Source organism: Halostagnicola bangensis, from assembly GCF_054653435.1.
The window spans coordinates 1,155,039-1,174,687 of the sequence record NZ_BAAIGG010000002.1 but is presented as its reverse complement, the minus strand read 5'-3'; the positions used below and the strand labels follow the sequence as shown (position 1 = coordinate 1,174,687).

General features: G+C 61.9%; 18 protein-coding genes and 1 pseudogene. 9 read left to right on the top strand and 10 right to left on the bottom strand.

Annotation, left to right across the window (positions count from 1 at the left end; translation table 11 throughout):
* Nucleotides 1-229: 229 nt before the first annotated feature.
* Nucleotides 230-1,213: a DUF7972 family membrane protein gene (locus ACYQ14_RS07495; RefSeq protein WP_459886608.1), complete on the top strand. Its 984-nt coding sequence runs from the start codon at nt 230-232 to the stop codon at nt 1,211-1,213.
* A gap of 112 nt (nt 1,214-1,325) precedes the next feature.
* Here ACYQ14_RS07495 and ACYQ14_RS07490 read toward each other — a convergent pair whose 3' ends face one another.
* From ACYQ14_RS07490 to nadA, 4 genes are all read right to left on the bottom strand, one after another.
* Entirely contained in the window at nt 1,326-1,754 is a 429-nt protein-coding gene (locus tag ACYQ14_RS07490; RefSeq protein WP_459886605.1) for a hypothetical protein, read from the bottom strand.
* Between the two features lie 63 nt (nt 1,755-1,817).
* Nucleotides 1,818-2,633, bottom strand: coding sequence for a carboxylating nicotinate-nucleotide diphosphorylase (gene nadC / locus ACYQ14_RS07485; RefSeq protein WP_459886603.1), 816 nt, complete (start codon nt 2,631-2,633; stop codon nt 1,818-1,820).
* Nucleotides 2,634-2,659: 26 nt separating this feature from the next.
* Nucleotides 2,660-4,303, bottom strand: a complete 1,644-nt coding sequence (locus ACYQ14_RS07480) for an L-aspartate oxidase (protein ID WP_459886601.1) — start codon at nt 4,301-4,303, stop codon at nt 2,660-2,662.
* Nucleotides 4,304-4,305: 2 nt separating this feature from the next.
* Nucleotides 4,306-5,439, bottom strand: coding sequence for a quinolinate synthase NadA (nadA, locus tag ACYQ14_RS07475; RefSeq protein ID WP_459886599.1), 1,134 nt, complete (start codon nt 5,437-5,439; stop codon nt 4,306-4,308).
* 195 nt (nt 5,440-5,634) lie between these two features.
* Here nadA and gfo6 point away from each other — a divergent pair, with 195 nt between their 5' ends.
* Nucleotides 5,635-6,708 carry a D-xylose 1-dehydrogenase Gfo6 gene (gfo6, locus tag ACYQ14_RS07470; protein WP_459886597.1) on the top strand — a complete coding sequence of 358 codons (1,074 nt, stop codon included), beginning with the start codon at nt 5,635-5,637 and terminating at the stop codon, nt 6,706-6,708.
* A 75-nt stretch (nt 6,709-6,783) separates the two neighbouring features.
* Here gfo6 and ACYQ14_RS07465 read toward each other — a convergent pair whose 3' ends face one another.
* Nucleotides 6,784-7,767 (bottom strand): LLM class flavin-dependent oxidoreductase, encoded by a 984-nt coding sequence (locus ACYQ14_RS07465; RefSeq protein WP_459886595.1) that lies wholly within the window; start codon nt 7,765-7,767, stop codon nt 6,784-6,786.
* A gap of 267 nt (nt 7,768-8,034) precedes the next feature.
* Here ACYQ14_RS07465 and ACYQ14_RS07460 point away from each other — a divergent pair, with 267 nt between their 5' ends.
* Both ACYQ14_RS07460 and ACYQ14_RS07455 read left to right on the top strand, forming a co-directional pair.
* The gene (locus ACYQ14_RS07460; RefSeq protein WP_283834809.1) at nt 8,035-8,193 is read left to right on the top strand and encodes a hypothetical protein; all 159 of its coding nucleotides are present in this window, start codon (nt 8,035-8,037) and stop codon (nt 8,191-8,193) included.
* 342 nt (nt 8,194-8,535) lie between these two features.
* Entirely contained in the window at nt 8,536-10,101 is a 1,566-nt protein-coding gene (locus ACYQ14_RS07455) for a methyl-accepting chemotaxis protein (protein ID WP_459886591.1), read from the top strand.
* Between the two features lie 288 nt (nt 10,102-10,389).
* On the opposite strand, the gene ACYQ14_RS07450 is transcribed toward ACYQ14_RS07455, so the two are convergent.
* The gene (locus ACYQ14_RS07450; protein WP_459886589.1) at nt 10,390-12,117 is read right to left on the bottom strand and encodes an outer membrane protein assembly factor BamB family protein; all 1,728 of its coding nucleotides are present in this window, start codon (nt 12,115-12,117) and stop codon (nt 10,390-10,392) included.
* 233 nt (nt 12,118-12,350) lie between these two features.
* Nucleotides 12,351-13,916, bottom strand: coding sequence for an amidohydrolase (locus tag ACYQ14_RS07445; protein WP_459886587.1), 1,566 nt, complete (start codon nt 13,914-13,916; stop codon nt 12,351-12,353).
* Nucleotides 13,917-14,054: 138 nt separating this feature from the next.
* Here ACYQ14_RS07445 and hmgA point away from each other — a divergent pair, with 138 nt between their 5' ends.
* Together hmgA and ACYQ14_RS07435 are read left to right on the top strand one after the other, a co-directional pair.
* A complete protein-coding gene (gene hmgA, locus ACYQ14_RS07440; protein ID WP_459886585.1) occupies nt 14,055-15,311 on the top strand; it encodes a hydroxymethylglutaryl-CoA reductase (NADPH) in 1,257 nt (418 codons plus the stop codon).
* 307 nt (nt 15,312-15,618) lie between these two features.
* On the top strand, nt 15,619-15,807 hold the full coding sequence (locus ACYQ14_RS07435; protein WP_459886583.1) for a hypothetical protein: 189 nt from the start codon (nt 15,619-15,621) through the stop codon (nt 15,805-15,807).
* Between the two features lie 31 nt (nt 15,808-15,838).
* Here the strand turns inward: ACYQ14_RS07435 and ACYQ14_RS07430 are convergent, their stop codons facing one another.
* The 3 genes from ACYQ14_RS07430 to ACYQ14_RS07420 form a co-directional block, all read right to left on the bottom strand.
* Nucleotides 15,839-16,204 carry a hypothetical protein gene (locus ACYQ14_RS07430; protein WP_459886581.1) on the bottom strand — a complete coding sequence of 122 codons (366 nt, stop codon included), beginning with the start codon at nt 16,202-16,204 and terminating at the stop codon, nt 15,839-15,841.
* A 99-nt stretch (nt 16,205-16,303) separates the two neighbouring features.
* Nucleotides 16,304-16,447, bottom strand: a complete 144-nt coding sequence (locus ACYQ14_RS07425; protein WP_459886578.1) for a hypothetical protein — start codon at nt 16,445-16,447, stop codon at nt 16,304-16,306.
* Nucleotides 16,448-16,514: 67 nt separating this feature from the next.
* The gene (locus ACYQ14_RS07420) at nt 16,515-17,039 is read right to left on the bottom strand and encodes a DUF5817 domain-containing protein (protein ID WP_459886575.1); all 525 of its coding nucleotides are present in this window, start codon (nt 17,037-17,039) and stop codon (nt 16,515-16,517) included.
* 138 nt (nt 17,040-17,177) lie between these two features.
* Between ACYQ14_RS07420 and ACYQ14_RS07415 the strand changes: the two are divergent.
* From ACYQ14_RS07415 to ACYQ14_RS07405, 3 genes and pseudogenes are all read left to right on the top strand, one after another.
* A pseudogene (locus ACYQ14_RS07415) lies at nt 17,178-17,309 on the top strand (cupin domain-containing protein); the annotation flags it as partial.
* A gap of 181 nt (nt 17,310-17,490) precedes the next feature.
* The gene (locus ACYQ14_RS07410) at nt 17,491-18,846 is read left to right on the top strand and encodes an NRAMP family divalent metal transporter (protein ID WP_459886572.1); all 1,356 of its coding nucleotides are present in this window, start codon (nt 17,491-17,493) and stop codon (nt 18,844-18,846) included.
* 48 nt (nt 18,847-18,894) lie between these two features.
* The gene (locus ACYQ14_RS07405; protein ID WP_459886569.1) at nt 18,895-19,638 is read left to right on the top strand and encodes an SDR family NAD(P)-dependent oxidoreductase; all 744 of its coding nucleotides are present in this window, start codon (nt 18,895-18,897) and stop codon (nt 19,636-19,638) included.
* Nucleotides 19,639-19,649: the final 11 nt, after the last annotated feature.

The window sequence follows — 19,649 nt, the reverse complement described above, 5'->3', positions numbered from 1 at the left end:
ACTCGAACGACAGTGAGAGTCGTGTATGCGACAAGCGGGATTTGAAGCAGAGAAGTCGCAGCCCGGACGCGAGTGAAACGAGCGTCCTGGAACGTCTTCGCGTAGTTCAAATCCCAACCCTCGTCTTCTACACCGTCATCGCCCGCTGACCGAGCGATCCCGAACTCCTCGAGTCGTTTCTCTCGCTGGTAGCACCTTCACAATGGCGGCTCTGATAGCAAGACCGACTATGGCCAACGAATCGGGTACTCGAGCGAATCCGGTTTTTCGGTGGGCAATCATCGAGGGGGATCGCCTCACGGTCGCTGGACTCCTGTTCGGCGGGATTTTGGGGTTGCTGTGCGTGCTTCTCGTCACGAACTTGTTCCCTCGAGAGCCCGGAGAACTGCTCTACCTGCTGTTCAGCGCGTTTCTCGGTGGAAACCTCACGCTGATCACGGTCGTCATCGCGATCAACCAGTTGGTGTTTTCGAGGGAACTGGGGTCATCGGGGAATCTCGAGCAACGAACGCGAAACGCCGTCGAGTACAGAAACGAGGTCCAATCGGTGATGGATCGGGAGGTAAGCCCCGTGATGCCGGGGGCGTTCTTGCGAGTGCTCCACGAGAACCTCGGCAATCGGGCTCAGCGACTTCGCGAATCGAGCACGGACGCGGCGAGCGACGAGTTGGCGACGGAACTCGACGACCTCGCGGGCGCGCTCCGTCGGGACGTCCGAACTGTCACGAAGGCACTCGATACGCCCGCCGCCGCCGAGCAGATTTTCGGTGCCATTGCGGCGACGCTCGGGACGACACAGGCCAAACAGCTCTATGAACTCTCCCGAATCGAGACCGAATACGCGGACCGGCTTTCGGAGTCCCAGCGCGAATTAGTCGAATCGATCCGCGAGCATCTGCTTCACATCGACGTCGCTCGGAAGTACTTTCGAACCGTCTACATCACGAAGGAGCTGTCCTTTCTCTCGAGGATCTTGCTGTTCGTCGGGCTTCCGGCGCAGTTTCTCACCGCCGCGACGCTCGCGGTTTGCGATCTCGCGGCGATCGAGGCGCTTCCGGCGACCGCTATCGTCGGCGCGACGCTGGTCGCGTTGGTCGCCTGCTTCGCTCCGCTGGCGATTCTCGCGTCGTTCGTCCTGCGGCTTTCATGGGTCGCCCAGCGGAACGCGACCGTCATGCCGTTTGCCGCCTCGGAGACCGATTATATGCTCTGAGTGAGTTCGCTCGAGCGTATGACGATACGGTGGAACGGATTCGGTTCGCTCGAGTGCACTCGCTGTCGGCTCGAGTCGTGATGAAACCGGCCCATTCGATGGTGTGACCGCTCTACTCACCTACCGCCGCGTTAGGGAACACGAACCCGGCGACGATATACACCACGGCACCGGCGACGAGCGCCGCCGGGACGCCGACCAGGAACTCGAACTCGGCGAACCCCACCGCGAAAAAGACGAGGCCCGCGACGGACAATCCGTAGCCGCCTGCGAGTCGGTGGTATCCGCGGACCGGATTACCGGAGGCGGAGTCCTCATTCGACTCGAGGCCGTCCGGTTGCATCATCAGGGGCAGGAACTGGTAGACGCCGAGGCCGATCAGAAGGCCGGAAACGGCGCCGAGTGCAGGATCTTCGAATACGAGATAACCGATGAAAGTGAAAGCGACGACGTCGAAAACTGCGGCGGCCGCTCCGAGCCGTGTCGGCGTCAACGGCGTGTTTTCGAACCCTTCCGCCTCAGAGTTGTGTGTCCCGTCCATACCTTCGCATCTCTCATGTTGAATTTATATGTATTATGGTTTGACAATCTCCCCATCAAATTGCTACCCGGACGTTCGAAACGAGAGGTCAAGCGTCGGCGCGGAGTGGGTGAGCTCCCCCATCGAAACGATGTCGACTCCCGTCGCCGCGTATTCGGGGACCGTCTCGAGCGTAATCCCTCCACTGGCTTCGGTAAGCGTCCCTTCGTACGCCTCGAGTGCCGAGACGGCCGTCTCGACCGCTGCGGGGTCCATATTGTCGAGTAGAACGATGTCGGCACCGGCTTCGGCCGCTCGCGGGGCATCCTCGACCGTTTCCACCTCGACTTCGATCTTTGTCGCGAACGAGATCTGCTCTCGGAACTCTCCAATGGCTTCCTCGAGGCCCATTTCGGCGATATGGTTCTCTTTGACCATGACCATATGCGACAGGTCGAGTCGGTGGGTGTCGCCGCCACCAGCGACGACGGCTCGCTTCTCGAGTCCACGGAGGCCGGGCGTCGTTTTTCTGGTCCCTGCGATCCGAACGGCGTCGGATTCGCCTCGAGCGCGCTCGACCGCTGCCCGCGTTTTCGTCGCGATTCCCGAGGCGTGGCCGGCGAGGTTGACGGCAACGCGTTCGCCCCGAAGCACGTCGCGTGCGGGTCCGTCGACTTGGAAGACAACGTCGCCGGCGTCGACTCGAGTTCCCGGATCGATCGACTCGGTGACGTCGACGCCGAGATAGTCGAAGACGGCACGGGCCGCCTCGAGGCCGGCGACGGTGCCGGACTCTTTCGCAACGAGTCGTCCCGTCGTCTCGCCGGGAACCTGATTAGTTACGTCGTGGTGGCCGAGATCTTCGCGAAGCCAGTGTTCGATCTGCGTGTCGGATATCATGTATGGATGCGTCGTATCGTTCGGTATCAGTCGTCGGCCGACGTGTTCGCCTGTGTCTCGACGCTCTCGCTATCGTCGACGACGTAGTGACACCCTCTCGAGGTCGTAGTCTCGCCCGCCGCGCGGGCGATCAACAGCGCTGTCACGCTCGCGTTCCGGAGTTCGTAGAGGTCTCGGGCGGTGCGCGTGCGAATGTAGGCGTCGACCTCGCCTTTGAGTCGACGGAGTACCGCGTTCGCACGCCCGATGTCGCCGGGGTTGCGTCGCAATCCGAGGTGCTCGTCCATCGTTCGCTCGAGCCGGCGCGATTTTTCCGCGGCGAAGCGTTCGGGGAGTTCGGGGTCTCGATTTAACAGGTCGGGAGCCTCGACGCGGTCGGGTTCGGGTTCGTCCCCCGCGGCATCTTCGCCGGCGCGGAGCCCCCAGACGAGCCCCTCGAGCAGGCTCGTACTCGCCAATCGGTTCGCTCCGTGAACGCCCGTTCGGGCGCACTCGCCGACTGCATAGAGACGGTCGAGCGACGTGCGGCCGTCCTCGTCGACGTCGATGCCGCCACAGAGGAAGTGTTCGCAGGGTGCGACGGGAATCTCCTCGCCCGTAATTCCTCGGGTGCGGCACTTCTCGGCCAGCGACGGATACTCCGTCTCGAACTCGAGTGGGCTCACGTCGAGGACGACCTCGCCGGTCGCGTCGCGTTCGTCGGCCACCGCGCGGGCGACGATATCCCGCGGGGCGAGGTCTCCTTGCGGGTGGTACTCCGTCATGAACCGCTCGCCGTCTCCGTTTCGGAGGACGGCTCCCTCGCCTCGGAGCGCTTCTGAGAGCAAGAAGGGGTCGTCTCCCTCGGCGACATCGTCGCCTCGATTCGAGTCGCCACGCGCCTTGCCCCCGGCATAGGCGGTCGGATGAAACTGGATGTACTCCATATCCGAGACATCGGCTCCCGCAAGGGCGGCCATCGCGATGCCGTCTCCCGTGGCGTCGTCGGGGTTGGTCGACCGACTGTAGAGCGCGCCGATACCCCCGGTCGCGAGAATCGTCGCGCCCGCGCAGATCGGCTTCCCGTTCGCTTGCTCGTCGGTGACGACGCCGTGGACTCGGCCCTCGTGGGTAAGTAACTCGAGTGCGGCGGTATCCTGGCGAATCTCGATTCCGTCGTACTCGTCGAGATGATTTAGAAACGGTCGGAGGATGTGCGTCCCCGTCGAGGCGTCGACGTGGAGAATTCGGTGTTCGGAGTGGGCGGCCTCTCTCGTGTAGTCGAAGGTGTCGTCCGCCGCCGGTTCGTTCCCGTCCGTGGAGGATTCGTCGCGATCTTCCGAAGACTCATCGAATTCGATCTCGAGCGTTGAAAGTAAAACGTCTTCAACCGCTTCGTCCGCATCCTCGACCAGCGCGTCGACGGCGTCTGGGTCGGCAGTCTGGTCGCTCGCCTCGAGAATATCCGCCTTGAGGCTCTCCGGATTGCCCCGAGTCGTCGAGATCCCGCCCTGTGCCCAATCCGTACTCGCCCCATCGGGTCGGCTCGCTTTCGTGATGAGGAGAACGTCTGCACCCTCTCGAGCGGCGGCGAGCGCCGCCGAACAGCCCGCGATGCCGCTTCCGACGACGAGGACGTCCGCGAACTCTTCTTGCTCTCGATCGATCGTGGTACTGGATTCGTTCGTCATGGTTAGATCTCGAGCATTCGTTCGAGGGCCAGTTCGGCCATCTCCTTTTCGCCGGGCGCGACCTCGATAACGTTCCGTTCGCGTCCCTCGAGTAGTTCCTCGAGGACCCAGGTGAGGTAGTTGGGATCGATCTGGCGCATCGCGTTACAATCCATGCACGCGTCACCACAGAGCGGCAAAACGTTCACCTCGGGGTGCCAGCGCTGGAGGTGGTTCGTGAGATGAATTTCAGTGCCGATCGCCCACGTGTCGCCGGGATCTGCGTTTTCGACCGTCTCGCAGATCGTCGCTGTCGAGCCCGCTTTGTCGGCGGCTTCGACGACTTCACGGCGACATTCCGGGTGGACGATGACCTTCGCGTCCGGATCCGATTCGCGGATTTCCTCGATGTGCTCGACCCGGAATCGTTCGTGGACCTGACAGTAGCCGTCCCAGAGGATGATGTCGCTGTCGGCGACCTCCTCGGCGTCTTTCCCCTCGGGGTCCCAGGGGTCCCACTCAGCGATATCGTCCGCCAAGCCCAGCCTGTGGGCGGTGTTCTCACCGAGGTGTTTGTCGGGCAAAAACAGGACCTTGTCCCCCTTTTCGAAGGCGTACTCGAACGCCTTATGCGCGTTCGAGGAGGTACAGACGAGGCCGCCCTGACTCGCACAGAACGCCTTGAGATCCGCGTAGGAGTTCATGTACGTGATCGGGATGATCTCCTCGTCGGGTGCGGCGTCGGTGATCTCCGCCCAGGCGGCGTCGACCTGCAACGCTTCGGCCATTCCGGCCATCGGACACGACGCTTCCATCGACGGGAGGATAACGGTCTGGTCGTCGTCCGTGATGATGTCTGCGGACTCGGCCATGAACGTCACGCCGCCGAAGATGACGTACTCGGCGTCGGCTTTCGCGGCCTCCTTCGAAAGCTGATATGAGTCGCCGACGAAATCGGCGTGTTCGATGATCTCCCGACGCTGGTAATTGTGTCCCAGAATCACCACGTCCTCGCCTAACGCCTCGAGTGCGGCTTCGATACGCTCCGTTCGTTCATCCTCTTCGAGATCCCGATACCTTGGTGGAAGTTGTTCGAGATTGTCGTATTTGAATAAACTTAGATCTGTATCGAGATCTGCGGTTTCCATTGTTACCATTGTATCTTCCTGTGGATTATCCTAGTCCACAGGCCGCCATTGAATAACTTTTTCCTTCAATTACAGCGTTTGACTGATTGTTATTGACTGCCAATGCTGTGGCCGTCTCCCCTTCGACGGACGAAACTACCATCTCACTCGAACTGTCTTCACCCCCTGAATTGGAATCTTTTGGGTCGATGTCGTAGCGGTGGTATGACGCTCGAGGACTACTTCACTGACTTCAGACGGCGTGACTGGGAGCGAGAATCGATCGACGACACGGTTCGGATCGCAGTACTCGGAATCGGCGGCTTCGCACGGAACCGTGCGCTCCCCGGTATTCGTGCGGGATCCTATTGCGAGACGACGGTTCTCGTGACGAGTTCGGCGCGTCGAACGCGAGCCGTCGCGGACGAGTTCGATGTCGAGCACGTCATCGGTTACGACGCGTATCTGGCCGGCGACCTCGAGGCCGAATACGACGCCGTCTACATTTCGACGCCGAACGCGTACCACGGACGGTACGCGCTTTCGGCGGCCCGACGCGAAAAACACGTCATCTGCGAGAAACCGCTCGAGGTAACGCTTGAGCGTGCGCGCGAGGTCGTCGACGCCTGTTCGACAGTAGGCGTTACGCTGATGACCGCTTATCGACTGCAACTCGAGCCGACGGTCCGACGATCCCGGGAACTCGTTGGCGGCGGCATCATCGGCGACGTCGTGCAGGTTCACGGCGCGTTCTCCCATCCGTTGCTCGAGTATACGAACGCCGACACGTGGCGGCTGGATCCGGAACTCGCCGGCGGCGGCGCGTTGGTCGATCTCGGCATCTATCCGATCAACACCATGCGATACCTCCTCGATGCTGACCCCGTCTCGGTGTACGCATCGACCCACTCGAGCGACGAGCCGTTCGACCGCGTCGATGAGCACGTTTCGGTCCAACTCGAATTCCCCGGGGGTACAACGGCGGCCTGTACGGCGAGTTTCGACGCCCACGCAAGCAGTCAGCTCCAACTCGTCGGAACGGACGGGATGATCTCGATTGCCTCGCCGTTCGGGGGCGTCGTCCCTCAGGAAATCGTCGTCGAGAGCGGCGAGATGCGAATGGAGTACACCGGACCACCTGTAGACGAGGTCTGCGAAGAATTCGATTACTTCGGGTACTGCGTACAGACGGGTACGCACCCGGAACCCGACGGAACGGATGGTGTTGCGGACCTTCGAGTGATCGAGGCCGCCTACGAGTCCGCCGAGACGGGCGACCGCGTCGAATTAGAATCGTAAGCGAGTTCGGGGCTGTGATCCGAGGCGCGTAAACGACCACGGGTCGGGTAACCTGTCGAACTCGCGCTGAGTCCTTTAGAACCGCTCGGGTGCCGCTTCTCGGATCGTTTCCTCGCGGAGGTCGGCAGTCGCCGGTTCGGGAACGACGACGATCGGCCGGTCGATGATCGTCTCCTCCGCCACCTTTCGAAGCCGGTTCCGTACCGTCTCAGGGGTGCCGGCGACGCCGAGATCGTCGACCATCTCGTCGGTAACCATCCCCGTCGCCTCGTCTCGAGCCCCGTTTCGCCAGGCGTTGGCGATTCGCTCCGCGGTGTCCTCGTATTTCGTCGCGACGGCCTTTCGATACCCCTCGCCGCTCCCGACGTAGTAGGCGACGTGTTGTCGCATCGTTTCTCGAGCCAGTTCCCGATCCTCGCTCGCCGCCGTCGGAACGTAGGGTGCGACGGTAATCTCGTCTGGATCTCTGTCCCGTTCCCGTGCGGCCTCGGCGACGGTCTCGAACGCCTCCTCGAGTCCCGAAAACGGGATGTTGTGCGGGATCCACCCGTCACAGAGCCGGCCGACGACGCGGCGGTTCGCGGGCCCGAGTCCGGCGTGATAGATCGGCACGTCGGCCTCGAGCGCGGGGAAATCCGCGACATCGATGAGTTCGCCGTCGTACCGGACGCGGTCGCCGTCGCCAGCGGTGAATTTTCGGACGAGTTCGATCGTCTCGTGGGCTCGCCGAACCGGCCGGTCGAACGACTCGCCGTGGAGGTCTTCGATCACCTTCTTCGTACTCACGCCGGTTCCCAGCACGAACCGGCCGTCGGACGCTCGCTCGAGAGAGTTGGCGGTCATCGCGAGCACGGCGGGCGAGCGCGAATAGACGTTGACGATCGCCGTTCCGAGACCGATATCCTCGGTCGCGATCGCCATCTCGGTGAGCTGGACGACGGCGTTTTCGCCCCAGAGCTCCGTCAGCCAGAGCCCATCATAACCGAGCGATTCCGCTTCTCTCGCGAGATCGGCCGGGTCCTCCCCGTGGAGTTCCGAGACGATGAGATCGAGTTCCATGCCGGCTTATTCACGTCACAGGGCAAAAACCTCGGCCCGTTCTTTCAGCGACGTTTCAGTAGCTCCCTCATCGTCATCGATTCGAAATCGACGGCGTGAGCTATACTGCCGCCTGTACGTCATTTACGATTCTCCCGCCCGGGGGTGCGAGAATCTTCACAGAGGGACAGCCGATAGTATATCCGTTCGTTGATTGGACAGGGAACTAACCAACACAATCTATCGTCTCGAAAATACTTATGCGTGTCACGGAACAATTACTCATGTATGAGTAAACTACTGGTCCTCACGACTCGAATCGCACGACGAGGAGCCAAAGTCCGACGAACGATCCGTCACTCGCCCGAGTTCGGGAACGAACCGGCGACGACTGATGACGGCCGGCCGGCGAAACACTGTCCGCCGGGTGGGTTTATCACCGGGTAAACGAAACCCCGTTCACGTTCTCGATTCTCGGTCCCCACATTCCTTCGTCCTGTCAACCACCGTTTATCAATCATCTCCTCTCTCTGTTTGTTCGCGTCCCAGTTCCTTCTGGTTCGTCTCTTATTCCGATTTTCTCCCCGCTTTGATGCGCTTCCCGAGCCGGCTAACATCGAAGACAAGAATATTATACGTTTCCAGGATGAACTGAAATATCGTTTTCGATCGCTTCCGAATATTTGGTCTTCGAATTGTGTGCCTGACGAGAGCAACGGCTATGACAGCACCTGCCACAAAGAATAAACCGGTTCTCAATCGTTCTCTTTACGGGACACGTTACTACAAATGACAGGAAACCGTTCGTCACTCACTGAAGGGGGGAAGCCGGAAGCGAAGGAACCGGACGAGCCGGGTGCATCTCCAGGCGCTGTGGAGGGTGACGTCGACCCAGCCACGAGTTCAACCGAAGCCGACCGAGAAACGTTGACTCGAGCCGGGTACACGCAACTGTTCGACGGAATCGAGACGCCGACGTTCGTACTTGATACCGATGGAGTGATCGTCGAGTGGAGCCGGACGCTCGCCGAGTTAACCGGGGCAACTCGCGAGGAAGCGGTCGGTCACGATCGGGCCTCGGAGATGTTCTATCCCGACGGTCGCCGAGCGAAGACGCTCGCGGACAAGGTTCTCGAGACGCCCGAACGGGCGCACGTCGAACACGACGTCGAACTCCGCGATCCGTCGTCGAGTCGCGTCGGCGATACGAGTACGATGGTCGACCAACACGGTGACGAACGCCACATCGATTTCTCCGCGACGCCGCTGTATGACGATGGCGAGCTGATCGGGGTCGTCGAAGTCGTCATCGACCGCACGGAGACGATCAACGAACGCGACGCGACGACCGCTTTGATTTCGGAAGTCCAACAAACCACCGAGTCGATCAAACAGGGCAACCTGTCGGCTCGAGCCGAGCGAAAATCGACGTTCTCCACGCTCGATTCCGATCTGGTCGCGGTCGTCGATTCGATCAACGAGATGGCCCAGAACCTGGCGGATATCACCGGTCAGGTGAACGAACACGCAGAGCAGATGGACGACGCGACCGACGAGGCCAACGAGGCGGCGACCGAAATCGCCAAGAACGTCTCCCAACAGAACGAGCTGGTCGAAGACGCGACGACCGAAATTCAGTCCTTCGCCGCGGAAATCGAGGAAGTCGCCGCCGAGGCGAACGAGGTTAGCGCGGCCGCCGAAGCCTCGCTCGAGACCGCCGAAAAGGGCCTCGAAGCGGGAGATGCAACTCGAGAAGCGACCGAGGAAGTCGTCGAGATCGGCAACGAACTCTCCGAAACCGTCCGAGAGCTGTCCGACCAGATCAGCGACATCGACGAAGTGATCGAGGTAATTTCGGATATCGCCGACGAGACGAACCTGCTCGCGATCAACGCAACGATCGAAGCCGCGGGCTCCGAGCAGGGAGGCGAGCGCTTCGCCGTCGTCGCGGATCACGTCAAGGAACTCGCCGACGAGACGAACGAGCACGCTGACGCGATCACCAAGAGCATCTCCGCACTCCAGGACCAATCCGAAAAAACCGCGTCGGCGGTCGACCGCTCGCAGGATCGGATTCAACACGCTGACGACCAGATCGAGCAGATGCACAGTTCGCTCGAGGAGATCAGCGAATCCGTCGAGGAGGCCGCCCACGGAATTTCCGAGGTTGCCCGCGTAACGGACGAACAGGCTTCGACGGTCGAAGGACTCACCGGAACGTTACAGACTGTCAGGGACCGCTCAGATCGCTCGGAGGAGGCGACCCAGCGCATCGTCGAGACGACGAACGAGCAAGAGCAGATCATGACGACGCTCATCGACCGTGTCGACGAGTTGACCGAAGCGGATCACTGAGACGGTCTGACTTTTGGAACTGGATTTATAGTGCTCTCGAGGCTCGTGCCGGTGAGTTTTCAGTACCCTCGAGGATCGAGCGAACGGGTGCTGAAATTTTGTTGGCCGCGAATTCACGGTAAGGACGTGTACGCGACTAACGCGATCGATCGTGACCCGCCCAGAACCTGTCGAGACCGGAGGCGGGATATCCGGGAGCGATGAACGTGACGAAAACGCACTCGGCGGACCGGCGGTCACGGTTAGTCGTCGGCGTTCTCGTCCCGTTCGCCACATTCGGAGAAGCCGTTACTCGGCCGGTTCGTCCACGTCGGTCGATTCGTCGACAGCGGCACTTCGGCGCAGCCACTCGAGGGTGGCCGCGCCGCCGAGGATACCGGCACCGGCCGTGAATCCGGGCATACCGTCGTCATCGTCCGTCTCAGTTGCGTCCTCGTTCGAAGCGTTATCGTCGTCTCCACCGTTCGAACCATCGTCGTCTTCGATGTCACCGTTCTCGTCGCTGGCGTCGGCGTCGCCGTTTTCGTCGTCTCCGTCGCGGTCATCGCCGCTTCCATCGCCCCCGCCGTTTCCGCCGTCTTCGTCGCCGCTTCCATCGTCGCTGTTTCCACTGTCTTCGTCGCTATCGTCGTTTCCGTCTTCACACTCACAGTCGTCGCCTTCGTCGCCCTCGTCGTTGTCTCCGTCGCCCTCATCGTCGTTATCATTTCCGTCGTCCGGTGTGGCGTCGGACGCACGCAGCGCGACGAGTTCGGAATTGGCCACGACATAGAGCGTATTTCCGTCGACGGCGGCGATCTCGAGCGGTCCATCGACTTCTAGATTCCACTTCGTCGACCCGTCTTCTAGATCGAACGCGATGATCGAACTGTCGGGATACTCTGAGTCTTCCCACTCTTCTCGCAGTCGGTGGGAGACCAGTAGCGTGTCTCCGGCGATGATCGGAACGGCCCAGCCGTACTCGGCGGTGGAGATAGTCCAATCCTCCCCGGAGCCGGACGTGTGGGCACTGATAGTGCCGCGGCTGGGAAATGTCGTGATTCGAACGTCGGACATTCCGGCTACCGTGCGATCTGAATCTCCCAGGTGCTCACCCGTGTCGGGGTCGAGCAAGGGCCCGGTCTCGTTAAACCCGCTCGAGTGTAAGTACGGGGCGTAGACGAACTCATCAGCCGCGATGGGGAATCTGGGAATTCCGTCCTCGAACGCGATCGCCCACTCTGGTTCGCCCGTCGCCGATTCAATCGCGGCGATCCCACCGGGGAACTCGGTCTCGCGAGAGTCGTCGTCGCCGAACTGGACCCGATCCGTTCTCGCATAGACGGACCCGTCCATAACGGCAACCGTGTCCGTTTCGAACGATGCCGGAACGGGATCGCCCACACCCTCGTTATTCGGTCGCACTTCGATCTCGTCGCGTTCCCACCGACTCGACCCGTCGTCGCCGTCGAGCGCGTAGAGCGTTCCGGAAGCGGTGACGTAGATCGATCCGTCGGAAGCCGCGGGACTGTGAATTTGGCCGTCGGTATCGAACTCTCGATCCCACCGGACCGAACCGTCCGCCACGTCGAACGCGGTGACGCGGCCCTGACTGCCGACGTAAACCGTGTCGTCGGCGACGGTCGGTCGATCCTCGGACGAAATCTCGCTCTCCCAGACGAACTCGCCGTCGTCGGCGTCAAGCGCGAAGAGTTCGGTCTCCGTCTGGACGTATATCTGACCGTCGGCGACGGCGACTCGACCCTCTGTGGCGTGGGTGGTTCCCGGTAGTTCGTACCGCCAGGCTTCGGTGTCCAACTCCGGGAACCCGTCCTCGAGCGGCAGGGAACGAGAGTTCGTAGCGTTCCCGCGAGCCGAGGACCAGCCCGCCGGGTCGTCGGCCGAAACGGAACTCGATGTCGTTCCCGCCGAACCTGCCGGAGCCTCAGCGGCCACAGCACTGATCGACCCGAGCGCGCCGGTAGTCGAAAGCGTTGCACAGGTTGCCAGTATCGATCGTCGTCCCCACTGAGCCATACGAGTCAACAACAGAACCAGTCATAATATTATCCAATCTATAATCGGTGTTTCTCTCTGAAAAACTGTTTTAGATCGGTTGGAGCTGACGCTCAGACCCGACTGAGTACAACTCTCGGCATCTACATTCGAGGGGATTGTTGTCGCTCAGTTCGTGGGCCTGCGTATCGATCTTTCCGTTCGACCGACCGTCGAGTTGACCTCGAGAACCCCTTCTGCGCTATTCGTGTTTTTCACCGTTCGAAGATAGCTTCTCCGTCGACGACGGTCATCGATACGTCTATCTCCTCGATCCGATCCGATTGTTCCCACGGCGACGCCTCGAGCACCACCAGATCAGCCCGTTTCCCGACCTCGAGGGTCCCGAGTCGATCCTCGTCGAATCCGGCGTAGGCCCCGCCGAGCGTGTACGCGCGGAGCGCTTCGGTAACCGGCAGCCGTTGGGCCTCGGCGGGTGCGTTCACCGCGTGATGGACACCGAGTAACGGATCGAGCGGCATACAGTCCGAACCGAACGCGAGCGCAACACCCGCCTCGAGCATCGTTCGGAGCCGATTCGAGCGCCGTCGCCGCGACTGTCCGAGCCGCTGGTCGTAGAGGCCCCCCTCGCCCGCCCACTGGTGGAAGTTCGGCTGCACCGAGGCGATGATCCCCGCTTTCGCCATCCGCTCGATGGCATCGTCACTGGCGAGTTCGGCATGCTCGATCCGATGTCGCGACCCGGCGGGATCTGTCGTCGTCTCGAGGACCGAGATCGTCTCCTCGATCGCTTCGTCACCGATAGCGTGTACCGAGAGCTGAAAGCCGGCGTCGTCGGCTCGAGTCGCGAGGTCCTCGAGTTCGGCGGGATCGACGACCCATTGACCGCAGTTCCCGTCTCCGGCGTGATCGTCGCGTGAACCAGCAGCCGAACCGTCAGCGTACGGCTCGCTCACCTTCGCCGTTCGACCGCCGATACTCCCGTCCGTGAACGTCTTGATCGAACCCGTCCGAATGAATTCGCTCCCGGCGTTCGTCGCGAGGCCGACGTCGACCGCGCTTTCGAGGTGGTCGCTCCAGTAGTTCAGCCGGACGCGACACTCGAGGTCTCCGCTAGCCTCTAAATCGCGGTAGACTCGCGGCGATGCTGACTGTCTGTTCATGTCGTGGACGCAGGTGACGCCCAGTTCGGACGCGCGCGAAATGGCCGCGGTGACGAGTTCGCGGGTTTCTGCGTAGTCGGGTTCGATCGCCTCCCAGACGGCGTCGGTGGCCTCCTCGAGGACTACGCCGGTCGGTTCACCACCCTCCGTTTCGATATCAGTTGCCGCCATTGCGTCGGCGAGCTTCTCGAGGGCGACCGTGTTCAATGAGGCGGTGTGCATGTCGACTCGAACCGCGATCACGGGCCGCTCGTCACTGACGGCATCGAGGTCCTCGCGGGTAAGATACCGGGACTCGTTCCAATCGCTTTCGTCGTAGCCGAAGCCGAGAATCCATTCCCGATCGTTGGCCGTCGCCTGCTCGCTCAGCCGCTCGAGTGCCGCTTCGCGTGTGCTTGCCCCCGCGAGATCGGCGTGAACCATGGATCTGCCGAGGTTCTCCATATGCGTGTGGGCGTCGATGAATCCCGGGAGGACGACCCGGCCGTCGCAGTCGATTACGTCGGTTTCGACGCCCTCGAGAAACGCGATCTCACGGGTTGGACCGAGGCGAACGATCTCACCGTCCCGAACCGCCATCGCCTCGTACGTCTCGGATGGGCGCTCGAGCGTGTGTATCTCTCCGTCGACGAACAGCCGATCGGCGGCCTCGGTCATGATCCTATCCGAGTGAGCGTCGGCGAGCGCCAAAACCGTTTGGCTCACTGCGAACTGCCTTCCGGCGTCTGTTGGCTCGACCCTCGCCTTCGCGGCGAATCAACAACTGTTAGGTCCGAGGGCTGTGACTGGTGACTCATGACAGACGCAGATTCCCTCGCCCGACGCGTCCGCGAGGGCGACCTTCGCCTGCACGAACTCGAGGATCACGCCGATCACGACACCGCCGCGAGCGCGCGACGACAACTCCTCGAGGCCGATACCGACGCGGACCTCGAGGCGATCGGTTCCTACGGCTTCGACGCCGCGGAGGCCGAGTCGGCGATCGAGAACATGATCGGTGCCGCCCAGATTCCGATGGGGATCACCGGCCCGGTCTCGATCGACGGCGGCGCGGCTTCCGGGGAGTACTACCTCCCGCTCGCCACCACCGAAGGGGCGCTCTTGGCTTCCGTCAACCGCGGACTCTCGGTGCTCGACGACGCCGGCGGCGTCACCGCCCGGGTGACCAAACACGGGATGACTCGAGCGCCGGTCTTTCGGGTCTCCGGCGTCGCGGACGCCGCCGAGACGGTCGAGTGGGTCGAGGCGAACGGCGACAAACTCCGCGAAGCCGCCGAGGAGACCACGAGCCACGGCGAGGTACTCGGCGTCGAGCCCTACGTCGTCGGCGACTCGGTGTTCCTCCGCTTTGCCTACGACACGAAAGACGCGATGGGGATGAACATGGCAACGATCGCGACCGAAGCCGCCTGTCGCGTCGTCGAGGACGAAACGCCTGCGTCGCTTGTCGCCCTCTCGGGCAACCTCTGTTCGGACAAGAAACCCGCCGCGATCAACGCCGTCGAGGGCCGCGGGCGATCCGTCACCGCGGACGTCGTCATCCCCGGCGAACTCCTCGAGGATCGACTTCACACCACCGCCTCCGCAATCGTGGAGGCCAACACCCGAAAGAATCTGGTCGGAAGCGCAAAGGCAGGGAGTCTCGGGTTCAACGCCCACGCCGCGAACGTCGTCGCCGCGGCCTTCCTCGCGACCGGACAGGACGAAGCGCAGGTCGTCGAAGCGGCCAACGCCATCACGACGATGGATACTCGAGAGCGCGAAACGACACCGACCGCCGGGTCGGACGACCCTGAGATCACGACCGACCTGTACGCGAGCGTCTCGCTTGCTTCCCTCGAGGTCGGAACCGTCGGCGGCGGGACGAAACTCCCCACGCAGGCCGAGGCGCTCGATGTCGTCGGCGTCCGTGGCGGCGGCGATCCCGCGGGTTCGAACGCGGACGCGCTCGCTGAAGTGATCGCCGCCGGCGCGCTCGCGGGTGAACTCTCCCTGCTCGCCGCGCTGGCCTCGAACCACCTTGCGAGCGCACACGAGGATCTCGGCAGGTAGCGGTTCGACATCGGTTCATCGAGAACGCAAGGCGGCTACCCCGAGGTCGTTCGAGAGACGCACGTCTTTCGTGATGACGAGATTCGGAGATTTTGTTGGTAATACGATGGGGCCTTCGTCTTTAGTTTCAGTCCTGCTTTGAGAACCGTTCCGTACTCTCGTCTCCGCTGTCGGCTACACACGCATCTAACGGCTTCTCAAAGCCACTTTCACTTTCACCACGCGCTGTTGGCTTTGGTATTTTCCCGTGGCTCCTGTAGTCGAAGATGCGTCCGTTCGGCGAGCACCGGCGGGCGCTCCACCACATATGAGTTGTGATTGTTCCCATCCGGATTCGGAGCCCGACCCCGACTCGGCTCCGGAACTCGATCCGGACACGTCCGTTCGCCCGTTGCTCGAGTCCCACCGCGCCAGCCGACTCCTGTTGGTGGTCGAGTTACTGCTCTCGGTCGCAACGTTCGGTCTGTCCCTGGCCGTTGCGCTCGGGTGGTTGTAGTCGGGTCTCGCCCCATCTCGAATCGGCGGCGCTATGCTTGTGTCTCGGCCCCGCCGCGCCGGAGTCGCAACGTTACGAGGACGATGTAGGCACCCGAGAGGACGAGCAAGAGGAGTCCGACCCCAATCTGAAAGCCGGAGGTTCCGAGCAGGATGAATAGCCAGCCAGCCGCCGCGCCGCCGTGACCCCACGCGAGGTTTCCGTGGCCGTAGGCGGCGTGGAGCGTTCCGACGGCGAGGAAGGTTGCGGCGAACACCCACATCGCTAGCGTCGTCGTGTCGATCCCGACGATCGTCTGGCTCACGACCGTTCCGTACACCAGGCAGGCCATCGCGATCACGGTCCCGACACCGATCGCGGTCCCCTGAACGTCGACCGTCTCAACCGTCTCTGTCATAGCCGTCGTTTCGGGCCGGCGTCAATAGCCGTGACGATTCGGGTATCCTCGCAGCCGTGCCCGTCTAGGGTCCCGGTGAATTCGCTCCGGTGGTGCTCGTTACGTGAATAGATCCTGGAAGATATCGCCGAACAGAATCAGGAGTATACCGGCGATAATGATGAGACTGAGGAAAACGAAGAAGATAATCGCCGCTTGCCGTCCGGTAAGCGCATCCCCCTCAAGTAACTCACTCAGATCCATAGCGGTTGTTCATCACCACGCCGCTTAAATCGGGGGTATCGTTCTCAAACGGGTCGAATCGAAATACTCACAGCGGTCGGTACTGCCCGCGCTGTTCGCTCACCTCGCCCTGTCTCGAGAGCTTTTTAAGCGCCTTTCGGACGTACTCCGCCGACACCCCGCGATTCCCGGCGTACTGAACGATCTCATCTTCCGTGGGTTCCTCGAGTTCCTCGAGCGCTCGGGTGACGACGTCTTTCTTGCTCCCGCGCCGAGTCGGGCCTCGCGGATCGCGGTCGCCGGCGGCGTCGACCGCTTCAACATCGAGCCCAGAGGCCTCGAGATACGCGGTTTCGTCGATGACCCCGCCATCGACTCTAGTCTCGAGGGTGGCATAGGAATCCATTTCGGCGAACGCTTCCCCCTCGCCCTGACGGTTCGCCAACATCGAGGCGCGAACGTCTCGCGCGTGATCAGCGTCTTCGGTTTCGACGAACTTCTTTCGTTTTTCGTAGGCCCGACGCGACCCACAGCGGGGGCACTGGGTCGTCTCCGAGCGCCCCTCGAGAAGCCAGAGATGCGAGCACTCGCTGCAACCGACGACGGCGTACATATCCCGACGGTAGTTCCCGCCGTAGTTTAACGTTCGGCAAGTGGAGTGAAAGTGAAACCGATCGGAACGGGGCCGTTTCCTCGAACGCGGGTTGCCGGCCAGTATCGCTTTGGATGTCTGTCTCTCGTTACCGCTGTCGAGGAAATCGTCTATGGTCCGGAAGATTCCTCCGTGATCCCTGGAGATCAATCACGCGCCGTCACGAATCGCGGCGATGAAACCGTTCGAGGAGTGGATATTTTCGGCCCGCCGCGGGAGCACCCGAGCTGACGAGAGTCGATATCGAGTTCGACACCGGCGCTTCTGTCGCTTTCGTCGCTCTTTTGGGCGCTTCATAATCGAATTCTCACACGACAGATCGACTCCTCACTCGACCAGAAAACACTACCAGGATGAGATGAACACGGCCCAATACCACGGAGTTATAAACTCCCTTTGTCAAGGTGGGCCGATGGCAACGGAGTCGAGACAGGTGTACGGTGGTCGTATCGAAACGTTCGTCAGACAGTTAGGGCCGACGTGGCTCGCCGGTGCAATCGCCGCGGGACCGGCGACGATGGCGAGTCTGCTCACTGCGGGTGCGAGTTTCGGCTACGCACTGCTGTGGGTCGTCATTGTCTCTGCCGTTCTCGGGACGATCGGCCAGTATCTCGCCATGCGACTCGGGTTGCTCACCGAGAAGGGGATCATCGCCGTGGTCGAGGAACACCTCGGCGAGTTCTGGGCGTGGGTGCTCCTTATCGACGCCGTTCTCGCCTCGGGGCTTGCACAACTGGTGATCATGCAGACGCTCGCTGACGTCAGCGCGACGATGGTCGGCAGTGCCGGACTCGACGCTGCGGCCGATCCACGAATTTGGGGAGTCATCTGGGCGATATTCCTCGCGCTGACGCTCGCCGGTGGCGGCTACCGATTCGCCGAGGTCGGTGTGAAGATCATCGTCTCGTTGGTCGTTCTCGCGTTCATCGCCGCAGCGTTCGTCGTCCCGATCGATACGGGAGCTGCGGTTTCCGGGCTCCAGCCCGAGATTCCCGCCGGCGTCGGCGGCGCACTGGTCGCGGCGGGTGTGCTCGGCGGTGCCGTCCACATCACGCTGTTGACTATGCAGAGTTACACGATGCAGGCTCGAGGCTGGACTCGAGACGATGTCTCACTAGCCCGATTCGACATCATTAGTTCGATGCTCGTCGCGTTCGGAATCTTCAGTCTCGCGATCTTCCTCGTCGCAGCGAGCGTCTTGCCCGAAACCGGTCTCGACCCGGCGACGATCACCGAAATCCAGGCCGCGGAGGCGCTCGGTCCGGTTGCAGGCGAATACGCCGTCTGGCTGTTCCTCCTCGGGCTCTGGGGGGCGGCGATCTCGACGCTCGGCGGGAACACGATCGTTCCGCCGTACCTCCTCGCGGACAAACTCGGTTGGGAGCAGTCCGTCGAGGACTCGCGATTCCGTGCGATGATCGTCGTCGTCGCGCTCGTCTCCGCACTCGGGGCGTTCCTCGGCGGTTCGTTCTTCCAGTTGCTCGTCCTCGTTCTCGCGTTCGGACTCGTCGGGACGCCGTTTGCACTCATCGTGATCCTCTACCTGCTGAACGATTCCGACGCGGTGCCGGAGACGAATTCGCTTCTCGAGAACGTCGGTGGAGTTGCCCTGCTACTCGTCGCGATCGTGCTCGCGGGTGAGTTCGTCCGCGGCGAGCTCGCGACAGTTACGGAGCCTGCTTCGGCGTTCGTCGTCGCCTTCGCCGTCGCGATGGCGCTCGCGATGCTCGGGCTCTGCGGTCGATATATCCGAGATAACGTCCTGTAACGAACGGGTGAGGGAGATTCCGGTATTGGAAAGACCGTTGCTCCCGATTTGGCACGCATGGCAGTCATCGTTACCGGTGGAAGTCGAGGGATCGGACGAGCGATCGCGACCCGATTAGCTCACGAACACGATATCGTCGTCAACTACCGCTCCGACGGCGGTGCGGCAGAAGAAACGGTCGAACAGGTCGAATCCGCCGGGGCGTCCGCGGTTGCGATTCAGGCGGACGTCACTGAACCCACTGAAGTGACAGCACTCCTCGAGCGGACGCGTGACACGTTCGACTCGATCGAGGCCGTGGTCAACAACGCCGGTATCGTCGAGCCGGCCCCGATCGAGGACCTCGAGCCGGAAACGTTCGAGGAGGTCGTTGCGACGAACCTGACCGGGGCGTTTTCCGTCACTCAGGCTGCGGCCCCAGATCTCCGTGAAACCGGGGGCGACGTCGTGATGGTCTCGAGTATCGGCGGAACGGCTGGCACCGTCGACGCCTCCTACGCGGCAAGCAAGGCCGGGCTACACGGACTCACCCGCTCGTTGGCTCGAGAACTCGGCGACGACGGGGTACAGGTGAACGCGGTCGCGCCGGGACCTGTGGAAACGGATATGAACGATGAAATCGTCGACTATCTCGAGTCCGTCGAGTTTCGGGGCCACGAGGGGATCGACACCCACCTCCCCCAGTACGCTTGCGAACCCGACGCGATCGCTCACTCGGTCGAGTACCTAATCGAAAATTCCTACGTGCAGGGCGAAGTGCTCTGTGTCAACGGCGGCATGCAGTTTCGGTAGGGTGGATCGGC